Raw genomic sequence first — 22960 nt, 5'->3', positions numbered from 1 at the left:
ACGCAATATTATTGATCCAGGGTGTACTTCGGCAAATCAAGCGGAAGCGGTGCCGGGATGTCGCAGGTGCTGGACATCTCATACCGTTTGCCGTCATCGGAAGCATCATGGAACCCCCACATGGCTTCAAGCACATGATAGGCAAGCTCGCCGCTCGCTCGATGAGCTCTTCCGCTCCGGATGGCGTAGGCCATATCCGCAGGGCCGATCCCCCTCGTATTCTCGTTATACCCCGGAAGCAGCGGTTCTTCCGTCCACTCGGTTTCACCGGTCAATCGGTATTTTACCGGCCCGCCGAAGGTGTTGGGATCCGGAACGAGAAGCGTACCCTTGGTGCCGTAAATCTCAATATTAGGAAGCGTGCTGCCTCCAAAAACATCGAAACTCGTAATCAGCGTGCCGATGGCTCCATTCTGAAAATCGATAAGTCCGGCTACATGCGTAGGAATGTCTACCTTAATCTTCTGCCCTTGCTTCTTCTCGCTGGTAATGGTCCGCTCCGCGAGCGCAGCGCCGGTCATTCCGCTAATACCGCGGATCGGTCCCAGCAATTGGACCAGTGCCGTCAGATAGTAAGGCCCCATGTCGAACATCGGACCGCCGCCGGCGGCATAATAAAATTCCGGATCCGGATGCCAATGCTCATGTCCGCGGCTCATCATGAATGCGGTAGCTGCGATCGGCTTGCCGATACGTCCATCCTCAATCAGCTTCAGGGCCGTTTGGATACCGGCTCCAAGGAATGTCTCGGGGGCGCATCCTACCAGCAGCCCTTTGGCTGCTGCCATGTCCAACACCGCTCTGCCCTCTTCCCGGGTTACGCCCAGCGGCTTCTCGACGTACACATGCTTGCCGGCTTCCAATGCATCCAGCATTATTTGCGCATGAAGGGCAGGAATCGTCAGATTAATGACCAGCTCAATTTCCGGGTCCGCGAGCAGCTCCTCGGTGGTATAAACATTCGGGATATTATATTTGGCGGCCTGTTCCTCGGCACGGGCTCGATCGATATCCGCACAGGCCGTCAGCTCGAGGATGTCGAACTTGTGGCAGTTTTCCATATAAATGCCGCTGATTTTACCGCAGCCGATAATGCCTACCTTTACCTTCTTCATGATCCCAGTCTCCTTCTGCCTTTATTGGCTGTCTCCCATGCCTGTGTAGCCCTGACCTTCGGTAAAGAAACTCATGTCCGAGCCGGCATACAATGACTTGCCCTCGGCGGCCCACAGCAGTCCTCTCCGCATCATTTCCTTCACCTGCGGCATGTCGACGATATCTGCATGATGACCTAGCGAATTGTAATACACCCGTCCGTATCCCCAGCGCTTCGTCCACGCCACCGGCATGTCAACCGCTTTGTTCAGCAGATGCGGTCCTGCCGCAACCGGAAAACGGGTGGTGGCCAGCACTTCGACGGCCGGATCCACATGCAGATAATACTGCTCGGATGCCACGGTGAAATCCTGCAGCCCTTCCACTAGCGGACTGGAGCTGGATTTGATCTCGACCCGGTACTCCACTCCGTCGTTTCCCGGATGCGCAACCCAGTTTCCTCCCGTCATGAACTGCCAGTCCACATTATTGCGGAAAGAATCGCACATCCCGCCATGGCAGCCGGCCAAGCCGGTTCCCTTCTGAACGGCAAGCGATACGTTCTCCACTTGCTGCTTCGATATTTCGCCCATCGTCCATACCGGCACGATCAGATCCAATGCCTGCAGCTTCTCCGCATCGTTAAATGCATCCAGCGTGTCGGATACTTCCACTTCATACTGCTCGCCCCGAAGCAATTCCGCGAAAATGCCGGCAACCTGCTCCGGTTCGTGTCCGTCCCAGCCGCCCCATACGATTAAAGCCTTTTTCATGCGTAGCACTCCTTTTTTATGTGTCCGGCCAAGCCCTGGCCGAATGATTATGATTACATTTCAGACAGCTGCACCCAGCGTCGTTCTTCGATCGATTTATCCACGGCTTCCAGGACGGCTTGGCATTTTACGCCGTCCGCGAAATTAGGCACCGGCTGCCGTCCCTCCGAAATCGCGTTCGACAACTCAAGAAATTCATGCGTAAAGGTGTGTTCGAAGCCGATCGTATGCCCCGGCGGCCACCATGCTTCCATATAATCGTGTACGGGATCGGTTGCCAGTACCCGGCGGAAGCCCTGAACGTCCTCATCGTCGGTCGTGAAGTAAACCTCCAGTTCGTTCATCCGTTCAAAATCAAATTTCACGCTGCCCAAGCTGCCGTTGATCTCGAAGGAATTGGTGCTGCGATGTCCCGCGGCAAACCGCGTTGCCTCGAAGCTGCCCAGCGCCCCATTCTCGAAGCGGGTCATGAATAACGTAGCGTCGTCTACCGTAACTTGGCCCATGGGGCCGCCTTCGCTTCCTTTTGCGCTTAATCCGGTCATCTCGCTGGCAATGGGACGCTCCTTGATGAAGGTCTCGCTCATCCCGATTACTTCCTGCATATCCCCGACCAGATAATGCGCCAGGTCGATCAGGTGAGCGCCCAGATCCCCATGCGATCCGGAGCCGGCCACTTCCTTCTGCAACCGCCATACCAGCGGGAACTGCGGGTCCATGATCCAGTCCTGCAGAAACCAGGCACGAAAGTGGTAGATCTGGCCCAATCTGCCGCTGTCAATCAATTTCTTGGCCAGTCTTACGGCCGGAGAAAATCTGTAGTTAAACCCGACCATATGGGTGACTCCCGCATCTTCCGCCGCCCGCAGCATCTCTCTGGCGTCGGCCAAGGTCAGCGCGAGCGGCTTCTCGCAGAAAATATGCTTGCCGGCCTTCGCCGCGGCCAACGCAATTTCCTTATGGGCGTCGCTTGGAGCATTGATATCGACCAGATCGATATCCTCCCGATTCACGAGCTGCTTCCAATCGGTAACGCTTTCACGCCAGCCCAGCTGATCCGCCGCTTCTTGCACGGCCGACGCATTGCGGCCGCAGATTGCCACCATTTCAGGCTTCAGCGCTTTCGGAAAAAACATCGGAAGGCTTCGATATGCGTTGCTGTGGGCTTTGCCCATGAATTTATATCCGATCATGCCGACACGTAATTGTTTCATCTTTCATTCCTCCTTGAATAAGGGTTCATTGATTTTGATGAAGCGAAGATGCGCGGACCACCAGGCGAGTAGGCAGCTGCCGATGCAGCGCGGCGTTCGATCCGCTGCCGTCCGGCGAATCGGAGTCGTCCAGCAGGCGAAGCACATGCTCCGCGGCAAGATATCCCAGTTCATAGAAAGGAACTCTTACGCTGGTGAGCGGCGGGGTGCAGAGCTCTGCAGCCTCCGAGTCGTCATAACCGACAAAGGCAGGCATTCGATCCTCTGCAATACCTAACGCGCGCAGGCCCTGCTGTAATCCGATCGCCATGCGGTCATTGGCCGCAAACACCGCTTCGATCCGGTCCAGCTTCCCGGCGATTAGCTCGGCTGCGGCATAACCGCTCTTGCGGCTGAAGTTGCCCTCGAACAGCAAGGATTCATCCGGCTTGATTCCCGCTTCGTCCAGCGCCCGGGTGTACCCCTTCAGCCGGTCGCGACTGTTGGAATACTGGGGCGGGCCATTAAGAAAAGCAATTTGACGGAATCCCTGCCCGATCAAGTGATGAACGGCTTGATAGCTGCCTTCCACATGATCGGCATCCATGACGTGAAACGCCTCGCCGTCAAAGTATTGATTAATAAGGCAATAAGGGCGGTCCGCTTCACTCAGCTGTTTGATGGCTGCGCGCTCGCCTTCATCGTCCCTGGCGCCGAGAATGATGCAGGCATCCACCTTCTGGGTACGAAACAGGTTCAAGTAATCCATCGAACCGCCGGGTTCACGGAACAGCATCAGCAGGTCATGCTTGCTCTCCAGCGCCTTACTGCCGATGCCGCTTAGGATCTCCGAAAAATAATAGGCGGAGAATATGCGAGCTTTCGGCAGGTAAGGCATAACGACGCCAAGATTACCGCTCCTGCGCCGCGCAAAACTGCGGGCTAGCGCGCTTGGGGTATATCCAAGCCGATCCGCCGCTTCCAGCACGCGCTGCTTGGTCTCCTCCTTGATCGGCCCGACACCATTCAGGACGCGGGATACCGTTGCTTCCGAAACGCCGGCAAGCTGTGCTACCTCTTTACGACTAGCGATAATCATCAAGCCTCCTGCAATTTATGTACGCGCGTACATTTTCTCATGGAGCATGGCTGTTGTCAACCGCTTTCCCATCCTTCATCCTATTCTTTTTGAAACCAACATATTGTTCTTGCACCGTCTTATCGGATGTGCAATAATCATCCCCATAGACTTATTAAACACGTTTAAAAAGAGTGGACGAGGTGATTCATACGCGCAAAGAAGCTTTGCCTACGCCGCAATCCATGAAATTCGCCGTCCGGCGCGCGCTCCGTTCGACGCTGCTGGAGCTGGGGAGCGGAACCAAAGCCGAGCTCAGCGAAAGACTCGGCATCAGCTTTCCGACTGTTAGCAAAGTTATGGAGCTCATGGTGCAGGAAGGTGAAGTCAACCTGCTCGGGCAGGATGAATCCAGCGGCGGCCGACGTGCGAACCGCTATGCTTTTAATCCGGACTATATGCTGGGTCTCGCCGTTTATTATGAGAAAGAGCAGAGCGTATACACTGTTTTTAATTGGAACGGCGACTTGCTCGAGCGGAAGGCTGAAGACGGCATCCTTCATCGTGGACCGGAAGCCTTGGCTTCCCAAATGGCAAACTGGACCCGCCGTTATCCAGAGATACGCTCCATCGCCGTTGGCATGCCTGCGGCGGTGCGGGACGGTCTTATTTTCCATGTGCCGTCGTATGGAACATTCCAGGATTACAACCTCCAATCTTACCTGGAGGATCTGTTCTCCATTCCTGTCATCGTAGAGAATGACATGAATGCAGCCGTGCTCGGTTACCACAATCTCAGCGGCTCGGAGGAGGCTTCCCTCGTATACGTGTACCTCGGTCACAACGGACCGGGGGCCGGACTGCTCATTAATGGAAACGTCGTTCGCGGCCGCTCGTTCTTCACGGGCGAGATCGGCTTCGTCCCGATGAGCGAGGGCAGCAATTTTCAAGACATATTGGAACGTAATCGTTCCGTGATGAGCAGTCTCATCGAGCCGAATCAGGAGCAAATCGATGCCTTAAGCCGGCTAAGTGCCGCCTTCACCGCGATTCTCAATCCCGATGCCATTCTGTGGTGCGAGCATAATCTCTCGCCCTCCGCCCTTGTCTCCATTAAAGAGCGTGCCTCCGCCTACGTGCCGGAGCGGCATCTTCCCGAAATGCTGCTTCGCGATTGGGAACACGACTATCTAGCCGGCTTGCAGCGGATCGCTCTGGATATGATGATATCCGATACAAGCGCAATGTAAAATTCAACAATGACGATTGGGGATTAACCGTGAATACTGACCTTCAACCAAAAACAAAACCTAAATTGAGCAAAGACTACACTCTGCATTTGGCAACGATCTTTCTAGGCTTTATCATATTCGGGATATCGGAGAATATTAAGGGGCCCGCCATTCCGCGGATCCAATTCGATTTTCGATTGGATGAAATGCAGATCGGCACCTTGCTCTCCCTGAACGCGCTCGGGTACCTGATCGCGTGCTCCTTCACCGCGCTGTTGACCCGGAAGATCGGAATCAAGTGGGTCAGCATGGCTGCCTTCGGATCGATGGCCATCTCGGGCGTGTTGATCTTCCTGTCCCACAGCTACCCTCTGTTTACCGCATCCTACTTCTTAATGTACATTGGGAACGGTATGCTGGAGATCGGCCTCGCGATATTGTCAGCCCGAATCTTTGTGCGCAATACGGGCACGATGATGAACCTGTCCCATTTCTTCTACGGTATCAGCTCAACGGTCGCCCCGATGATTGCATCCGGTCTCATGACCGTTACCGTGTTTAATTACACGCTGGATTGGCGGGGCATGTACCTGGCCATGCTGATGTTATCCATACTTCCCATGATCCCGGCACTCATGAGTAAGTTTCCCGGGGACGATCTATCCGAAACGGAACGGACTCCGCTGAAGCTGCTGGTCAAAGATCCCGCGCTGTGGCTGGTCGTCATGATCCTATCCTTCGGCGTCGTATCGGAGATGGCGGTTGGCGGATGGCTCGTCAACTTTCTTGAAAAATCGTACAAATGGGAACCTGCAGCGGCAGCCGGCATGCTATCCGCGTTCTTCCTCTGCTTCTCGGCGGCACGCCTGCTGCTTGGCCCGATAACGGACCGGATCGGCTTCACGCTGTCCATCATCATTCTGTCCGGACTGACCGGAGTATGTACGTTTGTCGCGATTTTCGGCGGAGAATCCTACGCCTTCCTGTTTGCGGCGGCAGGCATCGGGATTGCCCCGATCTATCCGACGGTCATGGCTCTCATTGCCAAAAGATATCCGAATGAGAGCGACACCGCGATTACGTTCACCGTCACCATGATGGGGATCGGCAGCGTCATCGGCAATTACGCGATCGGCGCGATCACGAACGGATTCAAGCAAATGTACGGCAGCGGTACAGAGCTCGGCCTGCTGCGCGGGCTCCAGGCCGGTTATGGCTTCATTGGATTATGTGCCGTCCTATGTTCGCTATTCGGCATCGTCTTATACCGTTATTTAAAAGTCCGCAAGCAATTAATTTGATACTCGAATCAACATGAAAGGGAGCCCTCTCAGCTTACAAGAGGGCTCCCTTTTGTTTATCCATCGTCGGTCTGTTCCGGACGAATTAACCCAAGTCGGGTGTGTCGACAAGTTCGATGCTTGCCGTTTCGGTATGATGCAGCTCAAATACCAAGATTTCATTCCGTCCCTGCTTCAGCAGCGGTCCAGGCAGATACAGCGCTGCTTGCGGCCCTTGCTCCCAGTAGCGTCCCAGATTGAAGCCATTGACCCAGACGACCCCTTTTCCCCATCCGTCTAAGCGGATAAACGTATCGCCAATGTCATCCACCAAGAATTCGCCGCGATAGAAGGTAGGTCGGTCCTGCTGTTCAAAAGGTCCCTCCAGCGGTTGAAACGGTGCCGTATTCGGATGATCAAGCGGTAAGGGATAGATGCTCCAGTCATACAGGAACTGGTTGTTCATTCGGACTCCCTCCGTGATTCCTTTATAATCCTTCAGCCTCGGGCCGTAATTGATGCGTCCCATATTCTCGACCACGATCTCCAGCTTGGCGCCGGCTGCCGGAACATCGATTGGCAGGGCTTTGGGATCCCAACGTTCCACCGTCCCTTGATACTTTCCGTCCAGGAATACCTGAGCCCGGTCATGCACCTCTTGCAGATGCAGGGACTCCCCTTGACGCGGCCCGGAAATATGCGTTGCGTATACCGTGAAGCCATAGCTTTGGCCCAGCCGTTCCATCGGTACGGGTGCCGTGCGTTTCTGCTCCTCGGAAAGCGCAGGCAGATGCTCCAGCAGGTCGGCATAGTGCGTCATGCTTACCGAGCCATAGCTTATCTTCTTGACAGGCTGCGGAAGACTTGGCAAATCGGAGAGTTCTTTCCCCTGATGCTGCGCGATCGCGCTTCGAATGGCTTCGAACTTGGCCGTCACGTCCCCGCACTCCGAGAGAGGGGCATCATAATCGTAGCTGGTTAGCGTCGGTTCATACTTTTCGTGAAAATTCGCCCCGTTATAGAATCCGAAATTCGTTCCGCCATGAAACATATAGAAGTTCACGGATGCATTCAAGTCCAGCATTTCCTTGAACACGGCAGCAGCATCTTCCGCGTCCCGGGTATGGTGTGGCTTCAGCCAATGATCAAACCAACCGTTCCAGTATTCCATGCACATCAGAGGATCTTCCGGACGGTACTCCCGCAGTTTATCAAACGCCTCCTTCGTTCTTGATCCGAAATTGACCGTGGCAAGCACGCCGGGAACGGTTCCGCCCTGCAGCATTCCGTCCGTGGGGCCATCCGAAGTGAACAGCAGCACGTCCACGCCCCGCTTGATCAAGCCATCCTTCAAATACTCCAGATATGCCGTATCATTTCCGTAACTCCCGTACTCGTTCTCGATTTGCATCGCAATCACGGGACCACCCTTGGAGGTCAGTAACGGAACCAATCGCGGAATCAGCTCATCATAATATTGGTCGACCTTCTCCAGATAAACCGGGTCCATGCATCGAAGCTGAATATCCGGATATTGCAGCAGCCAGGATGGAAGTCCTCCAAATTCCCATTCTGCGCAGATGTAAGGGCTCGGCCGAAGGATGACATGCAGCCCGAGATCGCCGGCGATACGGACGAACCTTTCCAGGTCGGCAATGCCATCAAACACAAAGTGTCCTTCCTTCGGTTCATGCAAATTCCACGGAATATAGGTTTCCACCGTGTTCAATCCGCAGCTTCTCAGCTTCATCAGCCGATCTTCCCAATATTCCGGAACCACCCGAAAATAATGGACGGCACCCGACAAAATCTGAATCGGCTCGTCCCCCAGCAGGAATTGTTGGTTAACCGCTTTCAATTGAGCTTTCATAGCTTGTTTCCTCCTAACACGTTTCATTTGCTTTCTATTGCCATCATCTATCAAAATCTCAAGCTGCTCAATCTCCAAATGGGGCATTCTTTATACCTTTTGTGCCGAATCATCGTTATGATACAATATAAGGCATCATTACCGGCGTTTTCGATGCCCAAAAGGAGCCAGCTGTCATGGATATCGCTTTTCGCTTTCCCAATATGATTCAAACGCTGCAGGTAACAGGATGCCATTTTGATTCCCAGCCCCCAGGCTGGAGCTATCCGAGGCATCACCATCACCTGTTCGAGCTGCTATACTGTCTGGAAGGCGAAGTCCTGCAGGAAATTCATCGGGATTCCATTCAGCTCCGCGAAGGGGAATGGCTTCTGATCAAATCCGGGGTGCCCCATCAAACCTCGAATGCATCCAACAAGCAGTATGGGTACTTCAATGTTCATTTCGATCTGGATGATGCAGAAATTCGAAGCTCATTATCCGCTGCCCCTTACCGACATATTCGCCAGCACGAAAGCGAGCGCAGCAAACTGGCTGCCTACGTTCAAGAGCTGGAAGGAATCGTCCGGCGCAGCCAGCCGGCAGCCCATTCGGTCCGACCGGAGAACCAGCCGAGCGATTACAATCTTACTTTTGAGGACAGGCTTCTGCTCCAGTCCTACACCCTGCTCATCATCCATGATGTGCTCTCTCTCTTGAAGAGGCAGGATGCGCTGAAGCCGCCCCGCGCTTTATTTGCGGCAGCAGGCACCCCTAAACCATCCTCCCTGCTTGCAGCGGATGCGGCTCATGCCATCGAAGCGAAGCTGTCGTCGGGATTGACCGAAGAGATATCGGTCATGGCTGTGTCCCAAGAGCTTAACTTAAGCCGAAGCCAATGCTCCAAGTTATTCCGCCAAGTGTACGGGATCTCGCCAAGACAATATATCAGCCGCCAGAAGCTCAGTCTGGCCAAAGAGCTGCTGGTCACGACCCATCTGCCGATGAACGCAATCGCCGACAAACTCGGTTTTCGCTCAGCCAGCCATTTTTCCAGGCAATTCCGCCGCTGGACCGGGCAGTCGCCGACCGAATACCGGCCCAGGCACTAAGCCATGAACAGCATTAAAGAACCTCCAATATCGAGTACCAGAACAATAGCCATCCCTTTGAGGATGGCTATTGTTCTGTATTGGCTGAACTTCATCTAATCATCTGGCATCATGATCGGATATTGTAAAATCCAAGTATTTTTAGTTAGTTACTTTACATTCAATAGTTAAATTGAGTATGATACAACCTATAGTTCTCAGCTATATTTAAGTTAGTTGATAACATTTTAAACCAAAAAGACAAGGAGTGGTCTATTTCATGGGTAGTTATTCTTCTGCAGGCACTTTCATTATTCGGGTGATTCTGGGGGTCATCTTTATGGCTCACGGTTTGGATAAATTCCAGAGCGGCATCGGGAATATCGAAGGATTCTTCGCAAGTCTGGGAATCCCTGCTTTTATGGCTACCGTTGTAGCCATTATCGAAATCGTGGGCGGAATTGCGCTGATTATCGGTTTGGGAACGAGAATCGCTTCTCTGATTCTTGGGGTCGTGCTTGTCGTGGCGATTTTTCAGGCGAAGCTGGGCATGGGTTTCCTGGGTGGCTATGAACTGGATATCGCGCTGCTGGCCATGGCCCTACATCTTATTCTTAGCGGCAGCAGCCTGCTCTCGGTTGATTCGCTGTTCAGCAAGAAGAACAAAGCCTAACGCGGACAAGAGCATCCTCAAGGTTGTCGGAGCGTCGATCCCATGAAAAAGAGCTGTGCGCAGATCCATTCCGAAAGGAATGCGACTGGTACAGCTCTTTTCTATTGATCTCATGACAAGATGCTGCCTCACGCTTCCGCCGCTGAAGCCGGCTTGAGTTGTCTTAATAGCTTATAAGTTTCTGTAAAGCTAATGAACCCTTCCTGTTCTAAAAAAGCCTGCTCCCATGATCCATCCATGAGAACAGGCCTTTGACTATGCGTTATTTTCTATGAAGCACTAACGGTGATCGACCAACGGTCTTGCCCCGGGCACGGGCAGCGCTTGTCTTTCAGCTTCGCGGCAATCTGTACGATGCATCCGCACAGCGTACACGTGGTGCCCCCTTGCAGTTTAGGGCATGAGAAGCACGCACGAAGACGGGCATCATATTCGTCATCCGGCACGCACCGGTCCGATGAGAACATCGGGGAGGACAGCACGCGCGTGATCTGCTCATCGCTGACCCGGTAATCGTCATGACAACCTTTACACCGATTATCCGCCATGACCTTCGTTTATTCCGCCGTGATCTCGAGAACGGTAACGGACATCGGTGCCAGCTTCGCACGCAGTACGTCACCTTCCTGTTCAAATGCAGTGAATGCAGCCGGCTTGAGAACCTCCGGCGATTCAAAGGTATTATGAGCATCCAGCGAATCGGCGGCAAGCTGCCGGCCTACGATTTGCTTCACCGCACCGCTTAATCCCCGAAGCTGGATCTTCACGTCGCTCTGCTCCGCGTGACTAACATTACACAGGCTTACATGGATTTTGCCGGCTTCATCCCTCGAGGCCGTCACGGATACTTGCGGGATCTTCTCGCCATTCATCTCATAATCGGCCCCGCTGTGATGGGTAGCCAAACGTTCGGCATCCTGATGCACTTTGTACATATCAAACACATGATAGGTCGGGGTAAGGATCATCTTTTCGCCTTCGGTCAAGATGACGGACTGCAGGACGTTGACGATCTGCGCGATGTTTGCCATCACCACCCGATCGTTATGCTCGTGGAAAATATTCAGCGTCAAACCCGCCACCAGGGCATCACGGATCGTATTCTGTTGGTACAGGAAGCCAGGGTTCGTGCCGGGCTCGACATCAAACCAGGTGCCCCACTCATCCACGATGAGACCGATGCGCTTATTAGGATCATACTGATCCATAATCGCCGAATGTCTCGTGATCAATTCATCCATATGGAGTGCTTTCTTCATGGTGGTGAACCATTCCTGTTCGCTGAATCCGGTGGCAGGTCCTTTGCCTGTCCAGAATTCGCCCGGAACCGTGTAATAATGAAGGCTTATGGCATCCATGTACGGATGCGCTTCCCTCATGACGGTTTCCATCCAGCGGTAATCGTCCACATTCGGGCCGCAGGCAATTTTGTAGATCTTGTTCTCGCCATAGTTGCGGACGTAAGTCTGATAGCGTCTGTACAAGTCCGCATAATATTCCGGCCGCATATTGCCCCCGCAGCCCCAGTTCTCGTTCCCGACTCCAAAATATTTCACGTTCCACGGCTTCTCGCGGCCATTCTCCTGACGCCATGCGGCCATCGGCGACACGCCGTCAAATGTCATGTATTCAACCCATTCCGACATCTCCTGAACGGTACCGCTGCCGACATTGCCCGATATGTAGGGTTCGCAGCCCAAAAGCTCGCAGAGACGGAGGAATTCGTGCGTGCCGAAATGGTTGTTCTCCACAACGCCGCCCCAGTGCGTATTGACCATCTGTTTCCGATTCTCCCGCGGCCCGACGCCATCTTTCCAATGGTATTCGTCGGCAAAGCAACCGCCCGGCCAGCGCAAAACCGGTATATTCAGCTGTCTCAACGCATCCAGCACGTCATTGCGGATCCCTTCCGTATTGGGTATCGGCGAATCCTCGCCCACCCAGATTCCTTCATAAATGCAGCGGCCCAGATGCTCGGAGAAATGTCCATAAATATTGCGATTGATTTTGCCTTTGGATACGTCCGAATGAATGGTAATAACCTGACTCATGACTTTTACCGCTCCTCGCTATTATTTTATAGATATTTATATGAAACAGTTTATAAATCTTTAAAACAATGATATCGATCAATTCCGATTCCGTCAACCAATAATTTAAACGCTTTCACTCTATGGCCTTATTTTTTGCCAAAAAAAAGACCAGCCCACAGCCGATCTTTCGATCCAGCTTTGAGCCAGTCCTCTTTAACGCGCGGCCCGATTTAAAAACTCGCGGGTCCGCTCCATCTTCGGCTGGTTAAATATTTGATTCGGCGTTCCGGCTTCGACTACTTGTCCGTGATCCATGAAGATGATCCGGTCCGCCACTTCCTTGGCAAAACTCATCTCATGCGTCACGATCACCATTGTCATGTGCTCCTCGGCCAGCTGCTTGATGACGGCCAGCACCTCGCCGGTCAGCTCGGGATCCAGCGCCGATGTCGGTTCATCAAACAGCATGATGTCCGGATTCATCATGAGCGCCCGAGCAATGGCCACTCGCTGCTTCTGACCGCCCGACAGATTTCCGGGGTATACATCCGCTTTATCGGACAAACCGACTTTTTGCAAAAGTGCGGCGCCGTTCGTTCTAACTTCTTCTTTGCTTTGTTTCTTGACATGTTTGGGCGCGAGGCCCAGATTCTCCTGTACCGTCAGATGCGGAAACAGGTTGAAGTGCTGAAATACCATGCCCATCCGGGACGTGATCGCTTTGATCTGCGGCGGACTGGAATACACGCCGTCCTTCACCAAATACTGATCCTGCACCTTGATCGATCCGCCGTTGATTTCCTCCAGATGCACCAGGCTGCGGAGCATGGTGCTCTTTCCCGAACCGGAAGGCCCGATGACGGCAATCACTTCATTCTTCTGAATCTCAAAGCTGACGTCCTTCAGCACGTTCAGCGAGCCGAAGGATTTTTTCATATGGGTTACTTCGATAATTGCCATTGCGCGACAGTCCTTCTATTCATATTTGAATCGGCGTTCCAGATATTTAAACAGCAGCGTTAACACAAGCGTCATCAGCAGGTATATCACGCCCGCAATAACAAACGGCATTATCGTGAAATCCCGATTGACCGCCGTATACGCGAAGTGCAGCAGCTCCGGTACCGCCACCGCATACAGCAGCGCCGTATCTTTTACCAGCGTAATGGATTCGTTGGATACCGCAGGCAGGGCTACGCGGAACATCTGGGGCAGAATTACTTTCGTGGTCGTCTGCCAGCGGTTCAGGCCCAGCACCTTAGACGCTTCATATTGCCCCTTGTCAATCGCCAAGAGTCCTCCGCGGAAGATTTCCGCAAAATAAGCGGCATAGTTCAGCACGAATGCCAAGCATGCGGCTACAAAACGATCCAAAACGAGATATTCTCCGATCACCGGCAGCACCGGCAGCCCAAAGCAGAAGAACAGCAGCTGCAGCAGCAGCGGGGTACCTCGAAAAACATATATATAGGCATTGGCCAACCAAGCCAGCGGCTTGATTGCGCTTCGAACCATTAACGTGAACACAAACCCGAGCGGTATGGAGACCAGAATGGAAATCAAGAACAACAGGATCGTGGTCTGCGCGCCCTCCAGCATCGGTTTGCCGATTTGAACGATGTAATCCATACTCATATCTGCTTAACTCCTAATGGAAAAACTTCCGGAATGCTGAAGTTCTCCGATGATTTCATTGTACCGACCGATTGGAACAGAAAACCGGAGCCTTTGGTCAAAGTCCGGTTTCTTGGAATACCTATGGGGAGGTTGGATGACCAACCTCTTGGGAATGCCTACTTCAACACTTTGTCTTCCCCGAACCACTTCTCGGAAATCTTGGCGGCCGTGCCGTCGGCATTCATTTCGTCCAAGGCTTTCTGGAGGCTTTCCAGCAGTTCCTCATTGCCTTTCTTAACTCCGATCCCGTACTGCTCCGGTGCCAGGGACTCCTCCAAAATCTTGTACGTTCCCTCTTCCTTGGACATGTAGTATTTCATGACCACTTCGTCAATGATCACGGCGTCTACGCGTCCATTCTTCAAATCGCTCAATGCCAGCACGTTATCGGGAAATTCGGAAATGTTCTTCACTTGCTCGTGAATGGCATTGGCGCTAAGCGCGTCGGCTGCCGAGGATAGCGACTGCAATCCGACCTGTTTGCCGGCCAAATCGCCGATCGTTGCGATATCCGAATCGTTCAGCACCGCCACCACCTGACTGTTCTCCAGATAAGGCTTGGTGAACAGCACTTTCTCCTTGCGCTCATCGGTGATGGTATAACCGTTCCAGATCAAGTCAATGCGGCCGCTGCTAAGCTCGGATTCCTTCGCTTTCCAGTCAATTGGCTGGAACTTGACTTCCTTGCCCATTTTCTCGGCGGCTGCGCGGGCATAATCAATATCAAAGCCGACAATTTCATTGCTCTCGTCGCGGAATCCCATGGGCGCGAACTTGTCGTCAATTCCGACCACCAGCTCATTCCCCCCGCTTGCCGAGCTCGAACAGCCGACTACCGTTAATAAAAGCATGAAGCCTGCTAACACGGATGCTATCTTTTTCACCAGAAAATCCCCCTCGTAGACGTTAAGCGCAGTCATATCCTGGGATCTGCATCAATCCTCGTCCTATGCATAACTGCTTTTTCACTTTAATACGTTATCAAGACTCCATGATAGCATATTAGCAGAGAAGAGTCGATAGTTTCATAGAATGGCCACTTTTCACCATTCGCATGAAATTTATGTATTTTCATCCTATTTTAAGGTTATTTTAAGGATGAGTTCAGTTTAGCGGGAAAGAATGATGGACTGTAAGACCAACAACATGAAAGGCGGTAAACAACAATGACAACCCACATGAAGTCAGTGAAGCGGCTGGTGCTGCTCGCCATCGCTGTAGTCATGGGCCTCGCTTATCTTCCCGTCTCGGTTTCGGCGGAACCGATCGGACAGCGATCGGAATCACCGGCTGTTCCTTCGTCCAAGGACGAACGCGGGCAACATAAACCCGGCCATATGTTCAAGGCCATCTCCGAGTTTCTGAAGCTGGAGCCGCAAGTTCTCCGGGATAAACTCAAAACCTCGACCCTCGCGGAAATAGCCAAAGAGCAAGGCGTATCGCGGGATGCCATGAAAGCCAAGATCATGGAGCTGCTGAAGGAGAAAATCGCTTCCCATCCAAAGCAGCTGGGCAAATCCATCGATTACTCCGCAGCGGCGGATAAACTGCTTGACGCCAAGGGCGGATGGCACAAGCAGCGGATGCATCAGCGGCACGGCCGGCTGATCTCGGATAGCGACGAGCTGGCCAAGCTGCTGAAGACAACGCCGGACCAACTCAAAGCATCGCTGCAATCCGGAAAATCGCTGGCCCAGATCGCGAAGGAGCAAGGCGTACCCGTCCAGTCCGTCATTGATCAGCAAGTCCAGGCACTCACGAAGCGCCTGGATCGGAAGCTGTCCGAGGGCAAGGTGACGAAGGAAGAATACGAAGAACGGAAATCCAAGATAGCCCCCTTCGTCAGCGACGTGGTCAACGGTAAAATCAAACCGATGAAACACCAGCACTACAGCAAAGATGCCGGTTAACGCTTGCCGTTAGCTTACAAACAAACTTAAGAGCCGCCCCTCGGTAGGATTAACCGAAATGGAGCGGCTCTTCATCAGTTCGCTTCTCTATTTTTCATGATAAATTAAGGTACATACTGTTGGATGATCTTCACGACGACGCCGTCTTCAACGGTAATATGAAAGGGAAACCATTTCATGTCCACGATATCATCCTTTTTGTAAATGTCCGCGAATTTGCTCAGGCTCACCGGCTGATTCCAGGAAATCTGGGCATCCTCATATCGTCCGGTATGGTCGTACAGCTGGAGCAGCACTTCTGCATCGTCCGCTACCGGAAGTTCGATATGCTCTTCCGTATCGTTCACGATATAATAGCCGTCGGGGGCCTCGGTCATCTCAGGGTCCTGCTCCCGTTCGCGGAACACCTGATTCGCTTCCTCTCCCTCATACCACTCGATAGGATCTACTAGAAGAAAGACCTTGCCGTCTTTGATCTCCAGTCCGTTTATGTAGGAAGCTTCCTGATTCGAAGCTTTCGGAACCGGCTCATAATTGTTGCCTGAGGCTACACCGACGGTTGTCATCATGATCAGGACAAGCAGCATCATTGCTCCCAATTTCCAAGCCGACTTCTTCATCTTCTCATCGCTCCCTCTTCATACTTCTATTGAAAGATCAGATTTATACTACTTTCTGCCTTGGAATCCGACTCAACAAACATTAATGGTCATTAACCCAATTCTTGGGATTTGAAACACCTATGTACTTGTCGTTCCTATTTCTTTCCTTCATTATACGAATCGCCGCCGTAAAAAGGATGTCATTTCGATGTAATTTCATTACAATATTTCAATTTTCGAAAGCGCTTCATATCGATTGGAGCGGTCCTGCATGATGCAGAATGCGAGAAAACAGCAAAACAAAAACAAGCCCGCCCCGCTGATTCCTCAGTCGATGGTCAGGCTTGTTCCTATAACCAGCTATTATTGATTGAATGCTTCGGTCAGAACCGGAACGATCTGCGATTTACGGGAAACCACGCCTTTAAGAAGCGCCTTGTTCTCCGACAGAGATACATTGTACGCTCTCTCCACGGCTTTGGACTCTTTACCGAGCGCCAGCGCGATGGAATCGTTGTTCAGGATGTCCGTCACCACGAAGACAAACAAGTCCAGGTTTTTGTCCGTAATAATCGATTGAATCGCATCCTCGAGTTCTGCTTGGCGGGACAATACATCATTCGTATCCACCGCGTTGACCTGGGCGATTTCGACTTTGGCACCGCCCATTTGGAATTCCTTGGCATCGAGGGAGATCAATTGAGCGATGGTTTTGTCGCTCAGATCGGCACCTGCCTTGAGCATGTCCAAACCATAACTGTCGGCATCCACGCCGGCGATTTCAGCCAGCTCGCGAGCAGCAGCCACATCCTCGTCCGTGCAGGTTGGAGATTTGAACAAGAGGGAGTCCGAGATGATCGCGGACAGCATCAAGCCGGCAATTTCTTTGCGAACGGCTACGCCCTTCTCCTTATAAATCTTGTTCAGGATGGTAGCAGTGCAGCCGACAGGCTCCGCACGGTAGTACAGCGGATGGCTTGTCTCAAAATTAGCGATGCGGTGATGATCGATAACCTCGATTACGCGAACCTGATCAATGTCGCTGGCGCTTTGCTGACGCTCGTTATGGTCCACGAGAATAACGTCCTGCGCTTCGTTTGCAACCGTCTCAACGAGGCGAGGCGCCTCTACTTTGAAGAAATCGAGCGCGTACTGCGTTTCGCCGTTAACGTCGCCAAGACGCACGGGCTCGGCCGAAAGACCAAGCTGGTTCTTCAAGTCAGCATATGCAATAGCAGAGCAGATGGTGTCCGTATCCGGATTTTTGTGTCCAAAAATTAAAGTTTTAGCCATATTTAATGCCCCTCTCGCAACATGAATTTCATCGTTTATACCAATAAACAGATGATCACCTATCTGATTATAGCGTTAAATTCTACTTATTCCAATTCCTTTACAGAGATTATTTTCAGAGAGCGTTTATACCAATACAATCTCCGGTTCCGGAACGAACCCGAATTGGTTGTTGATCGACTCCGAAATCAGATTCATCAAGTACAGAATGTCCGTTGCCTTTGCATGCTTCTGGTTCAGAATCATGTTGCCGTGGTGCGGAGAAATGATGGCGCCTCCGTATTCGGTCCCCTTCATATTCAGCTGGTCCACGAGCGAGCCTACGGCTACCCCGTAATCGTAATTGTTCTTGAATACGGAACCGCAGGACGGATAGTCGAAATGACGCTTACTCGTCCGGTACTTGATGATGTCGAGCATCGACTGCGGCGTCTCGATTCCCCTTCCGGCCAAAGCATGGACCTCGCCCAGAAAGAACGAGAAAAAGGACGGCAGCGAGGACGGATGGCTGCCGCGGCTCTTCCACTCCGCGAGCAGCGCCGAAGTCGAATGGATCTGCTCCTCCGAGCTGACCGGTATGTTGAGATCGGCGCCTACGATGATCCATGGATGCTGCTGGAAGATGGATTGCTTGTATGCGAATAAACAGTCCCCCGCCGCAATGGACTGCACCTTCAGGCCCGGATCCATCGTATCGATATAATATACCGTATCCAGGATATCGCAGATTTGGCGCGCATTATATTTGGCGTTCATATAGATGCCGGCGCCTACGCAGCCCGGCAGCAAAAAAGTAAAGTCGAGCAAATCGGTTCCGCCCATTAACCCCATCAAGGAAAGCAGGGACATCGGCGTTCCGGATGAAACGTACCATTTGTCTCCCGAAGCCTGCAGCTCCACCAGGTTTTTCAGCGAGATAAAGACCAGATCGTGTTTCGGTTCGTCCGGGAACAGGATATTGGAGCCCATTCCGAAAATGTACCATGGCAACCCGCGTTTTTTGCAATCCTGCAAAAGTTCCGCCAGGTCGGCTGCCGTTTCAGGCATGGCCAGATAATTGGCTGAACCGCCGATCCCGTACGTCGAAAAGGCAGACAGCTCCACATTGCGCTTGCACAATCGGTCAATAGCAGATGTATGTAAAGTCATCGTAGACATGTCACTCCCTATTCTTCACATTAGGCACAACAACCCTTACTAAATGTGGGGATGTTACATCATTATGATGCAACTACTCGGATGGTGTCAATCTGGGGCGAAATCCTGGCCATATAGCAAAAAATCCCTGGATTACGGCTCGTAGACCGTAACCAGGGATTCGTTCATCATCAGATGATCCGTTACCAAGATTTATTCGAGGAAATCCTTGAGACGCTTGCTGCGGCTCGGATGACGCAATTTACGGAGCGCCTTCGCCTCGATCTGGCGGATGCGTTCGCGCGTTACGCCGAACACCTGCCCCACCTCTTCCAGCGTACGGGTCCGTCCGTCCTCGAGTCCAAAACGAAGCCGAAGCACGTTCTCTTCACGCTCGGTAAGCGTATCGAGCACTTCCTCCAGCTGTTCCTTCAGCAGCTCGAAAGCCGCCGCATCTGCGGGTGCCAACGCATCCTGATCCTCGATGAAATCGCCCAGGTTGGAGTCGCTTTCCTCTCCGACAGGCGTTTCCAGGGACACGGGTTCCTGGGATACCTTCTGGATCTCGCGCACTTTCTCCGGTGAGATGTCCATCTCCTTGCCGATTTCTTCCGGCGTCGGTTCGCGGCCCAGCTCCTGAAGGAGCTGTCTGGAGACACGCACAAGTTTATTGATCGTTTCCACCATATGCACCGGAATCCGGATGGTTCTGGCCTGGTCGGCGATCGAGCGGGTAATCGCCTGACGAATCCACCAAGTGGCATAGGTGCTGAACTTAAAGCCCTTGGAGTAGTCGAATTTCTCCACCGCTTTGATCAAGCCCATGTTGCCTTCCTGGATCAGATCAAGGAACTGCATTCCACGACCGGCATAGCGTCTTGCTATACTAACAACGAGACGAAGATTCGCTTCGGCCAAACGGCGTTTCGCTTCCTCATCTCCCTCCTCTATACGTTTGGACAGTTCCACTTCTTCATCGGCTGAGAGGAGGGGAACACGACCGATTTCTTTCAGGTACATGCGAACTGGATCGCTAATCTTGATGCCTGGCGGAAGCGAGAGATCGTCGTGAACCGAAAAATCCTCTGTTGGAGAATTAGCCGATTTCTCTGTATCCGTAACCTCGCGTTCCAATGCAAAATCCGCACTCTGACGGTTCTCCATTCTATGCCCCCCTGTTGACAATCCCATATTTTCATGCTAATCTAGCATTAGATCATTATGACATTAAACCAATAGTTATTTATCCTTCATTCTAGCATATTTTATAGACTATATCAACTTCTAATATATTCTAGTCCGTTGTACCCGATCTCAACTCTGAGATCGGGTTTTTATATATTCCTATTACATATGTTACGTTTACTTCATTTGATCTAGTACTGCTTTCGTATGCTGATTTAACGGCTTTATATCGGGAGCCTTTACGGGATCATCGCTTAGCTCATATTTGTGCTTTAGCTCAAGCGTCGCCCTTACACGGTCGTTCAGCATCTCCTCCGGGATCACGCCGCTCCGGACAGCCTTGGTCAATGCCTGGATGACGGCTTCCTCCAGCGCATATTCATGTCCGATCAGTACCATGTTGCTTCCTGCGACGACGGATTTCACGGAAGCCTCACCTACGTCCGTGCTGCCGGATATAGCACCCATTGTCATGTCGTCCGTAATGACAACTCCCTTAAATCCCATCTCTTCCCGTAACAAATCGTTGATCACGGGCTTTGAATACGAGGATGGCGTATCCGGATCGATGCTCTTCATGAGCAGATGCGCAACCATGACCACATCGGCCCCTTCATTAATCGCTTGTTGAAACGGAACCAGCTCCATTTCATGCAGACGCTTCAAGTCATGCTCCACCACGGGCAAACCGAGGTGGGAATCGACCGAAGTGTCGCCATGTCCTGGAAAATGCTTCACGACGGGAACGACTCCCTTCTCCTGTATCCCCTTCATGGAGGCAATCCCATGCTCGGTAACGGTCTCCGCCGTAGTGCCAAAGGATCGATCGCCGATGACCGGATTGTTCGGGTTGCTATGAATGTCCAGCACCGGGGCGAATACCATATTGAGCCCGAGTCCCGCAACCTTCTGCGCGATAAGGCCGCCAACGCGCTTCGTGAGCGCTAGATCCCCCTTGCTTCCGACTTTGCCGCTTGACGGCAGCTTTACATATTCCTCGGGAAAACGCGTAACCCGTCCGCCCTCCTCGTCTATACTCAGCCACAGGGGCACCGGATTGGCAGCATTGGCTTCCTTCAGATCATTGAGCAGCTTTACCGACTGCTCTACGCTCTCTATATTGTCTTTGAAGAGGATAAACCCGCCAACATGGTGATCCTTCACCAATTTACGCGAAGTTTCATCGATGGCCGTTCCTTCGAGTCCGACCAGTACCAGCTGGCCGATCTTCTCCTCGACGGTCATGTCGTTCATAAGCTCAGCGATCTCATCTTCGGTTTCGTTCGGAGGCAGGCTGCCGTCCTCGCTTTCATTGTCGGTACTGCCTGACGGAGGCTCGGTTTCATTGTCATTCTCTTGAGAAGGCGGGTTTTGGTCCTGTCCTACCTCCGATGGCGAAGTTCCTTGGCCATCATTGCCCGCATTCCCCGTCTCCGAACGGCCCTGGCAACCTGCCAGAACCAGCAGCAAGATGACAACCAGCATCGTTAAGCTCATCCATGGTGTCCTTCGCTTCAACATTGTCACCTTCCTTCATGTTCACACTACTGTATTCGCCCTCTGTCCCGCAGAGTCCTTCCATCATAACATGATTTCGTTAAGGGCCAAAACGATCCACAACGAAAGCCCCCCGTTGGAAAACAAGAAGAAAAGAGCCGCAGTGATGGCGGCCCTTCCTTCTCTATTTAAGCAATCCGAGCTGACGGGCTTGCTCCTCCGTCAATATAAACTGCTCCGTCTCCCACACTTCATCCTCGTCCGTTCTTCCGAACATCAACATGATATCGTCCCATATATTCTTTTGCATCGCCTCGGCTTGCGTGATAATAACCTTCATGTCTGCCTCAATCCTTTCCTTGGGTTCATCCCTACTATTACATAATAAAACCACGGAGGGCAGAATAGAATCGATAAGCAAAGCAAAAGCCTGCAAATAGTATCTGCAGGCTGGGGCGGAAGTATAACTAAGAATAGGCAGGATGGTGTTTAATCCATGACATGGCAATGGTGCCTTCGCCTGCATGGATGCCTGCAACAGGGATAAAGGTCATGATTTCGGTCTTAAGCGACGGATGAGCTCCGCTGATTTCCTTCTGGATCTCCTCGGCCTCTTCCACGTTGTTCGCGTGCATGATGCACACCTTCTTAATTTTCTGTATGTCTGTTTTCATGATATCGATCATTTTCTGCTTGGCTTTCTTAAACGTCCGGATCTTCTCCTCCACAATGACTTTGCCTTCGTCAAAACGGAGCAGCAGATGTATGCGGAGCAAATTGCTCAGCAGCAGCTGCGTACCGGACACCCGGCCGCTGATATGAAGTCGATGCAGGCTTGCCGGTATGAGATAGAACGACATGTTGTGCACCATGGTCTGAATTTTATCCTTTATCACCTGTACGGTATCCCCCTGGCTGTGCCAGTGAATGCCGGACATAATCATTTCGCGCACCGGAAACGCTCCCGCTTGAGAGTCGATGCCAACCACGGGTACCTCGGCAATCTCGGCCGCCTGCAGGGAAGAATTCAAAGTTCCGCTGAGCTCCGAAGAACAGTGAATCGCAATAATATCGTCATACTTCACTTTCAGGGTTTCGTAAAGCTCAATGAATTCTCCGATGGGAGGCTGGGAACTGCTGACTTTCGGCTCGTCTTTCATCCGTTCATAAAAGGCTTCTGCCGATATGTCGATTCCTTCCCTGTAGGCCTCTTGGCCCAGAATCAACCTCAAAGGCACAATGTAAATATGATGCTTCTTGGCGAATTCAGGGTCGATAGTGCTCGTGCTGTCGGTTACCCATGCAATGGATCTCATGATCGTGTTCACGTCTCGCTTTCGTGTAGTAAGAAATAGGAATGGA

At 52.2% G+C, this 22960-nt stretch carries 21 protein-coding genes and 1 pseudogene; 5 read left to right on the top strand and 17 right to left on the bottom strand.

The features are described from left to right. Window positions 1-8 precede the first annotated feature (8 nt). From JNUCC32_RS06080 to JNUCC32_RS06065, 4 genes are read right to left on the bottom strand one after another with little or no spacing between them, the layout of a single operon-like run. Complete coding sequence (locus JNUCC32_RS06080; protein ID WP_015736153.1) at window positions 9-1115, bottom strand: Gfo/Idh/MocA family protein; 1107 nt, start codon at window positions 1113-1115, stop codon at window positions 9-11. Between the two features lie 21 nt (window positions 1116-1136). Then, entirely contained in the window at window positions 1137-1868 is a 732-nt protein-coding gene (locus JNUCC32_RS06075) for a ThuA domain-containing protein (RefSeq protein ID WP_192571375.1), read from the bottom strand. 53 nt (window positions 1869-1921) lie between these two features. Beyond that, window positions 1922-3082, bottom strand: coding sequence for a Gfo/Idh/MocA family protein (locus JNUCC32_RS06070; RefSeq protein WP_192571374.1), 1161 nt, complete (start codon window positions 3080-3082; stop codon window positions 1922-1924). Between the two features lie 25 nt (window positions 3083-3107). Further along, window positions 3108-4160: a LacI family DNA-binding transcriptional regulator gene (locus tag JNUCC32_RS06065; RefSeq protein ID WP_192571373.1), complete on the bottom strand. Its 1053-nt coding sequence runs from the start codon at window positions 4158-4160 to the stop codon at window positions 3108-3110. A 182-nt stretch (window positions 4161-4342) separates the two neighbouring features. Here JNUCC32_RS06065 and JNUCC32_RS06060 point away from each other — a divergent pair, with 182 nt between their 5' ends. Both JNUCC32_RS06060 and JNUCC32_RS06055 read left to right on the top strand, forming a co-directional pair. Next, window positions 4343-5389 carry an ROK family transcriptional regulator gene (locus JNUCC32_RS06060; protein ID WP_192571372.1) on the top strand — a complete coding sequence of 349 codons (1047 nt, stop codon included), beginning with the start codon at window positions 4343-4345 and terminating at the stop codon, window positions 5387-5389. A gap of 29 nt (window positions 5390-5418) precedes the next feature. Further along, on the top strand, window positions 5419-6672 hold the full coding sequence (locus JNUCC32_RS06055; RefSeq protein ID WP_015736158.1) for an MFS transporter: 1254 nt from the start codon (window positions 5419-5421) through the stop codon (window positions 6670-6672). A gap of 85 nt (window positions 6673-6757) precedes the next feature. Here JNUCC32_RS06055 and JNUCC32_RS06050 read toward each other — a convergent pair whose 3' ends face one another. Then, window positions 6758-8521 (bottom strand): glycoside hydrolase family 35 protein, encoded by a 1764-nt coding sequence (locus JNUCC32_RS06050; protein WP_192571371.1) that lies wholly within the window; start codon window positions 8519-8521, stop codon window positions 6758-6760. Between the two features lie 176 nt (window positions 8522-8697). Between JNUCC32_RS06050 and JNUCC32_RS06045 the strand changes: the two genes are divergently transcribed. Next, a complete protein-coding gene (locus JNUCC32_RS06045; protein WP_015736160.1) occupies window positions 8698-9612 on the top strand; it encodes an AraC family transcriptional regulator in 915 nt (304 codons plus the stop codon). Window positions 9613-9871: 259 nt separating this feature from the next. After that, window positions 9872-10264: a DoxX family protein gene (locus tag JNUCC32_RS06040; protein ID WP_192571370.1), complete on the top strand. Its 393-nt coding sequence runs from the start codon at window positions 9872-9874 to the stop codon at window positions 10262-10264. A 269-nt stretch (window positions 10265-10533) separates the two neighbouring features. On the opposite strand, the gene JNUCC32_RS06035 is transcribed toward JNUCC32_RS06040, so the two are convergent. From JNUCC32_RS06035 to JNUCC32_RS06015, 5 genes are all read right to left on the bottom strand, one after another. Further along, on the bottom strand, window positions 10534-10812 hold the full coding sequence (locus JNUCC32_RS06035; RefSeq protein WP_096774385.1) for a hypothetical protein: 279 nt from the start codon (window positions 10810-10812) through the stop codon (window positions 10534-10536). A 9-nt stretch (window positions 10813-10821) separates the two neighbouring features. Further along, the gene (locus JNUCC32_RS06030) at window positions 10822-12315 is read right to left on the bottom strand and encodes an alpha-N-arabinofuranosidase (RefSeq protein WP_096774386.1); all 1494 of its coding nucleotides are present in this window, start codon (window positions 12313-12315) and stop codon (window positions 10822-10824) included. Window positions 12316-12510: 195 nt separating this feature from the next. Next, window positions 12511-13257: an amino acid ABC transporter ATP-binding protein gene (locus tag JNUCC32_RS06025; RefSeq protein WP_192571369.1), complete on the bottom strand. Its 747-nt coding sequence runs from the start codon at window positions 13255-13257 to the stop codon at window positions 12511-12513. 15 nt (window positions 13258-13272) lie between these two features. Then, window positions 13273-13932 carry an amino acid ABC transporter permease gene (locus tag JNUCC32_RS06020; RefSeq protein WP_096774388.1) on the bottom strand — a complete coding sequence of 220 codons (660 nt, stop codon included), beginning with the start codon at window positions 13930-13932 and terminating at the stop codon, window positions 13273-13275. Window positions 13933-14090: 158 nt separating this feature from the next. Further along, the gene (locus JNUCC32_RS06015; protein WP_192571368.1) at window positions 14091-14858 is read right to left on the bottom strand and encodes an amino acid ABC transporter substrate-binding protein; all 768 of its coding nucleotides are present in this window, start codon (window positions 14856-14858) and stop codon (window positions 14091-14093) included. Between the two features lie 282 nt (window positions 14859-15140). Here JNUCC32_RS06015 and JNUCC32_RS06010 point away from each other — a divergent pair, with 282 nt between their 5' ends. Beyond that, window positions 15141-15884 (top strand): hypothetical protein, encoded by a 744-nt coding sequence (locus JNUCC32_RS06010; RefSeq protein ID WP_192571367.1) that lies wholly within the window; start codon window positions 15141-15143, stop codon window positions 15882-15884. Between the two features lie 104 nt (window positions 15885-15988). Here JNUCC32_RS06010 and JNUCC32_RS06005 read toward each other — a convergent pair whose 3' ends face one another. The 7 genes and pseudogenes from JNUCC32_RS06005 to JNUCC32_RS05975 all read right to left on the bottom strand — a co-directional run bounded on the left by JNUCC32_RS06005 (window position 15989) and on the right by JNUCC32_RS05975 (window position 22914). Further along, on the bottom strand, window positions 15989-16504 hold the full coding sequence (locus JNUCC32_RS06005) for a hypothetical protein (RefSeq protein WP_192571366.1): 516 nt from the start codon (window positions 16502-16504) through the stop codon (window positions 15989-15991). A gap of 345 nt (window positions 16505-16849) precedes the next feature. Next, a complete protein-coding gene (locus JNUCC32_RS06000; RefSeq protein WP_009593146.1) occupies window positions 16850-17779 on the bottom strand; it encodes a manganese-dependent inorganic pyrophosphatase in 930 nt (309 codons plus the stop codon). Window positions 17780-17905: 126 nt separating this feature from the next. Next, on the bottom strand, window positions 17906-18928 hold the full coding sequence (locus tag JNUCC32_RS05995) for a UDP-N-acetylmuramate dehydrogenase (protein ID WP_192571365.1): 1023 nt from the start codon (window positions 18926-18928) through the stop codon (window positions 17906-17908). Between the two features lie 201 nt (window positions 18929-19129). Continuing rightward, window positions 19130-19996: pseudogene (gene rpoD / locus JNUCC32_RS05990) on the bottom strand (RNA polymerase sigma factor RpoD); the annotation flags it as partial. 282 nt (window positions 19997-20278) lie between these two features. Further along, window positions 20279-21622, bottom strand: coding sequence for a beta-N-acetylhexosaminidase (gene nagZ / locus JNUCC32_RS05985; RefSeq protein ID WP_096774393.1), 1344 nt, complete (start codon window positions 21620-21622; stop codon window positions 20279-20281). 160 nt (window positions 21623-21782) lie between these two features. After that, a complete protein-coding gene (locus JNUCC32_RS05980; protein ID WP_009593107.1) occupies window positions 21783-21938 on the bottom strand; it encodes a hypothetical protein in 156 nt (51 codons plus the stop codon). 127 nt (window positions 21939-22065) lie between these two features. After that, window positions 22066-22914 (bottom strand): DegV family protein, encoded by an 849-nt coding sequence (locus tag JNUCC32_RS05975; protein ID WP_036661431.1) that lies wholly within the window; start codon window positions 22912-22914, stop codon window positions 22066-22068. Between the last annotated feature and the right edge of the window lie 46 nt (window positions 22915-22960).

The sequence above is a fragment of the Paenibacillus sp. JNUCC32 genome (assembly GCF_014863545.1).
In the GTDB taxonomy this organism is placed as follows: domain Bacteria; phylum Bacillota; class Bacilli; order Paenibacillales; family Paenibacillaceae; genus Paenibacillus_AQ; species Paenibacillus_AQ lautus_A.
This window is presented reverse-complemented; position numbering and strand designations above follow the sequence as displayed.

Excerpts from the sequence above, each read along its gene's own strand:
- JNUCC32_RS06080 (WP_015736153.1), bottom strand. The coding sequence starts at position 1,115 with ATGAAGAAGGTAAAGGTAGGCATTATCGGCTGCGGTAAAATCAGCGGC.
- JNUCC32_RS06075 (WP_192571375.1), bottom strand. The coding sequence starts at position 1,868 with ATGAAAAAGGCTTTAATCGTATGGGGCGGCTGGGACGGACACGAACCG.
- JNUCC32_RS06070 (WP_192571374.1), bottom strand. The coding sequence starts at position 3,082 with ATGAAACAATTACGTGTCGGCATGATCGGATATAAATTCATGGGCAAA.
- JNUCC32_RS06065 (WP_192571373.1), bottom strand. The coding sequence starts at position 4,160 with ATGATTATCGCTAGTCGTAAAGAGGTAGCACAGCTTGCCGGCGTTTCG.
- JNUCC32_RS06050 (WP_192571371.1), bottom strand. The coding sequence starts at position 8,521 with ATGAAAGCTCAATTGAAAGCGGTTAACCAACAATTCCTGCTGGGGGAC.
- JNUCC32_RS06045 (WP_015736160.1), top strand. The coding sequence starts at position 8,698 with ATGGATATCGCTTTTCGCTTTCCCAATATGATTCAAACGCTGCAGGTA.
- JNUCC32_RS06040 (WP_192571370.1), top strand. The coding sequence starts at position 9,872 with ATGGGTAGTTATTCTTCTGCAGGCACTTTCATTATTCGGGTGATTCTG.
- JNUCC32_RS06035 (WP_096774385.1), bottom strand. The coding sequence starts at position 10,812 with ATGGCGGATAATCGGTGTAAAGGTTGTCATGACGATTACCGGGTCAGC.
- JNUCC32_RS06030 (WP_096774386.1), bottom strand. The coding sequence starts at position 12,315 with ATGAGTCAGGTTATTACCATTCATTCGGACGTATCCAAAGGCAAAATC.
- JNUCC32_RS06025 (WP_192571369.1), bottom strand. The coding sequence starts at position 13,257 with ATGGCAATTATCGAAGTAACCCATATGAAAAAATCCTTCGGCTCGCTG.
- JNUCC32_RS06020 (WP_096774388.1), bottom strand. The coding sequence starts at position 13,932 with ATGAGTATGGATTACATCGTTCAAATCGGCAAACCGATGCTGGAGGGC.
- JNUCC32_RS06010 (WP_192571367.1), top strand. The coding sequence starts at position 15,141 with ATGACAACCCACATGAAGTCAGTGAAGCGGCTGGTGCTGCTCGCCATC.
- JNUCC32_RS06005 (WP_192571366.1), bottom strand. The coding sequence starts at position 16,504 with ATGAAGAAGTCGGCTTGGAAATTGGGAGCAATGATGCTGCTTGTCCTG.
- JNUCC32_RS06000 (WP_009593146.1), bottom strand. The coding sequence starts at position 17,779 with ATGGCTAAAACTTTAATTTTTGGACACAAAAATCCGGATACGGACACC.
- JNUCC32_RS05995 (WP_192571365.1), bottom strand. The coding sequence starts at position 18,928 with ATGACTTTACATACATCTGCTATTGACCGATTGTGCAAGCGCAATGTG.
- nagZ (WP_096774393.1), bottom strand. The coding sequence starts at position 21,622 with ATGTTGAAGCGAAGGACACCATGGATGAGCTTAACGATGCTGGTTGTC.
- JNUCC32_RS05980 (WP_009593107.1), bottom strand. The coding sequence starts at position 21,938 with ATGAAGGTTATTATCACGCAAGCCGAGGCGATGCAAAAGAATATATGG.
- JNUCC32_RS05975 (WP_036661431.1), bottom strand. The coding sequence starts at position 22,914 with ATGAGATCCATTGCATGGGTAACCGACAGCACGAGCACTATCGACCCT.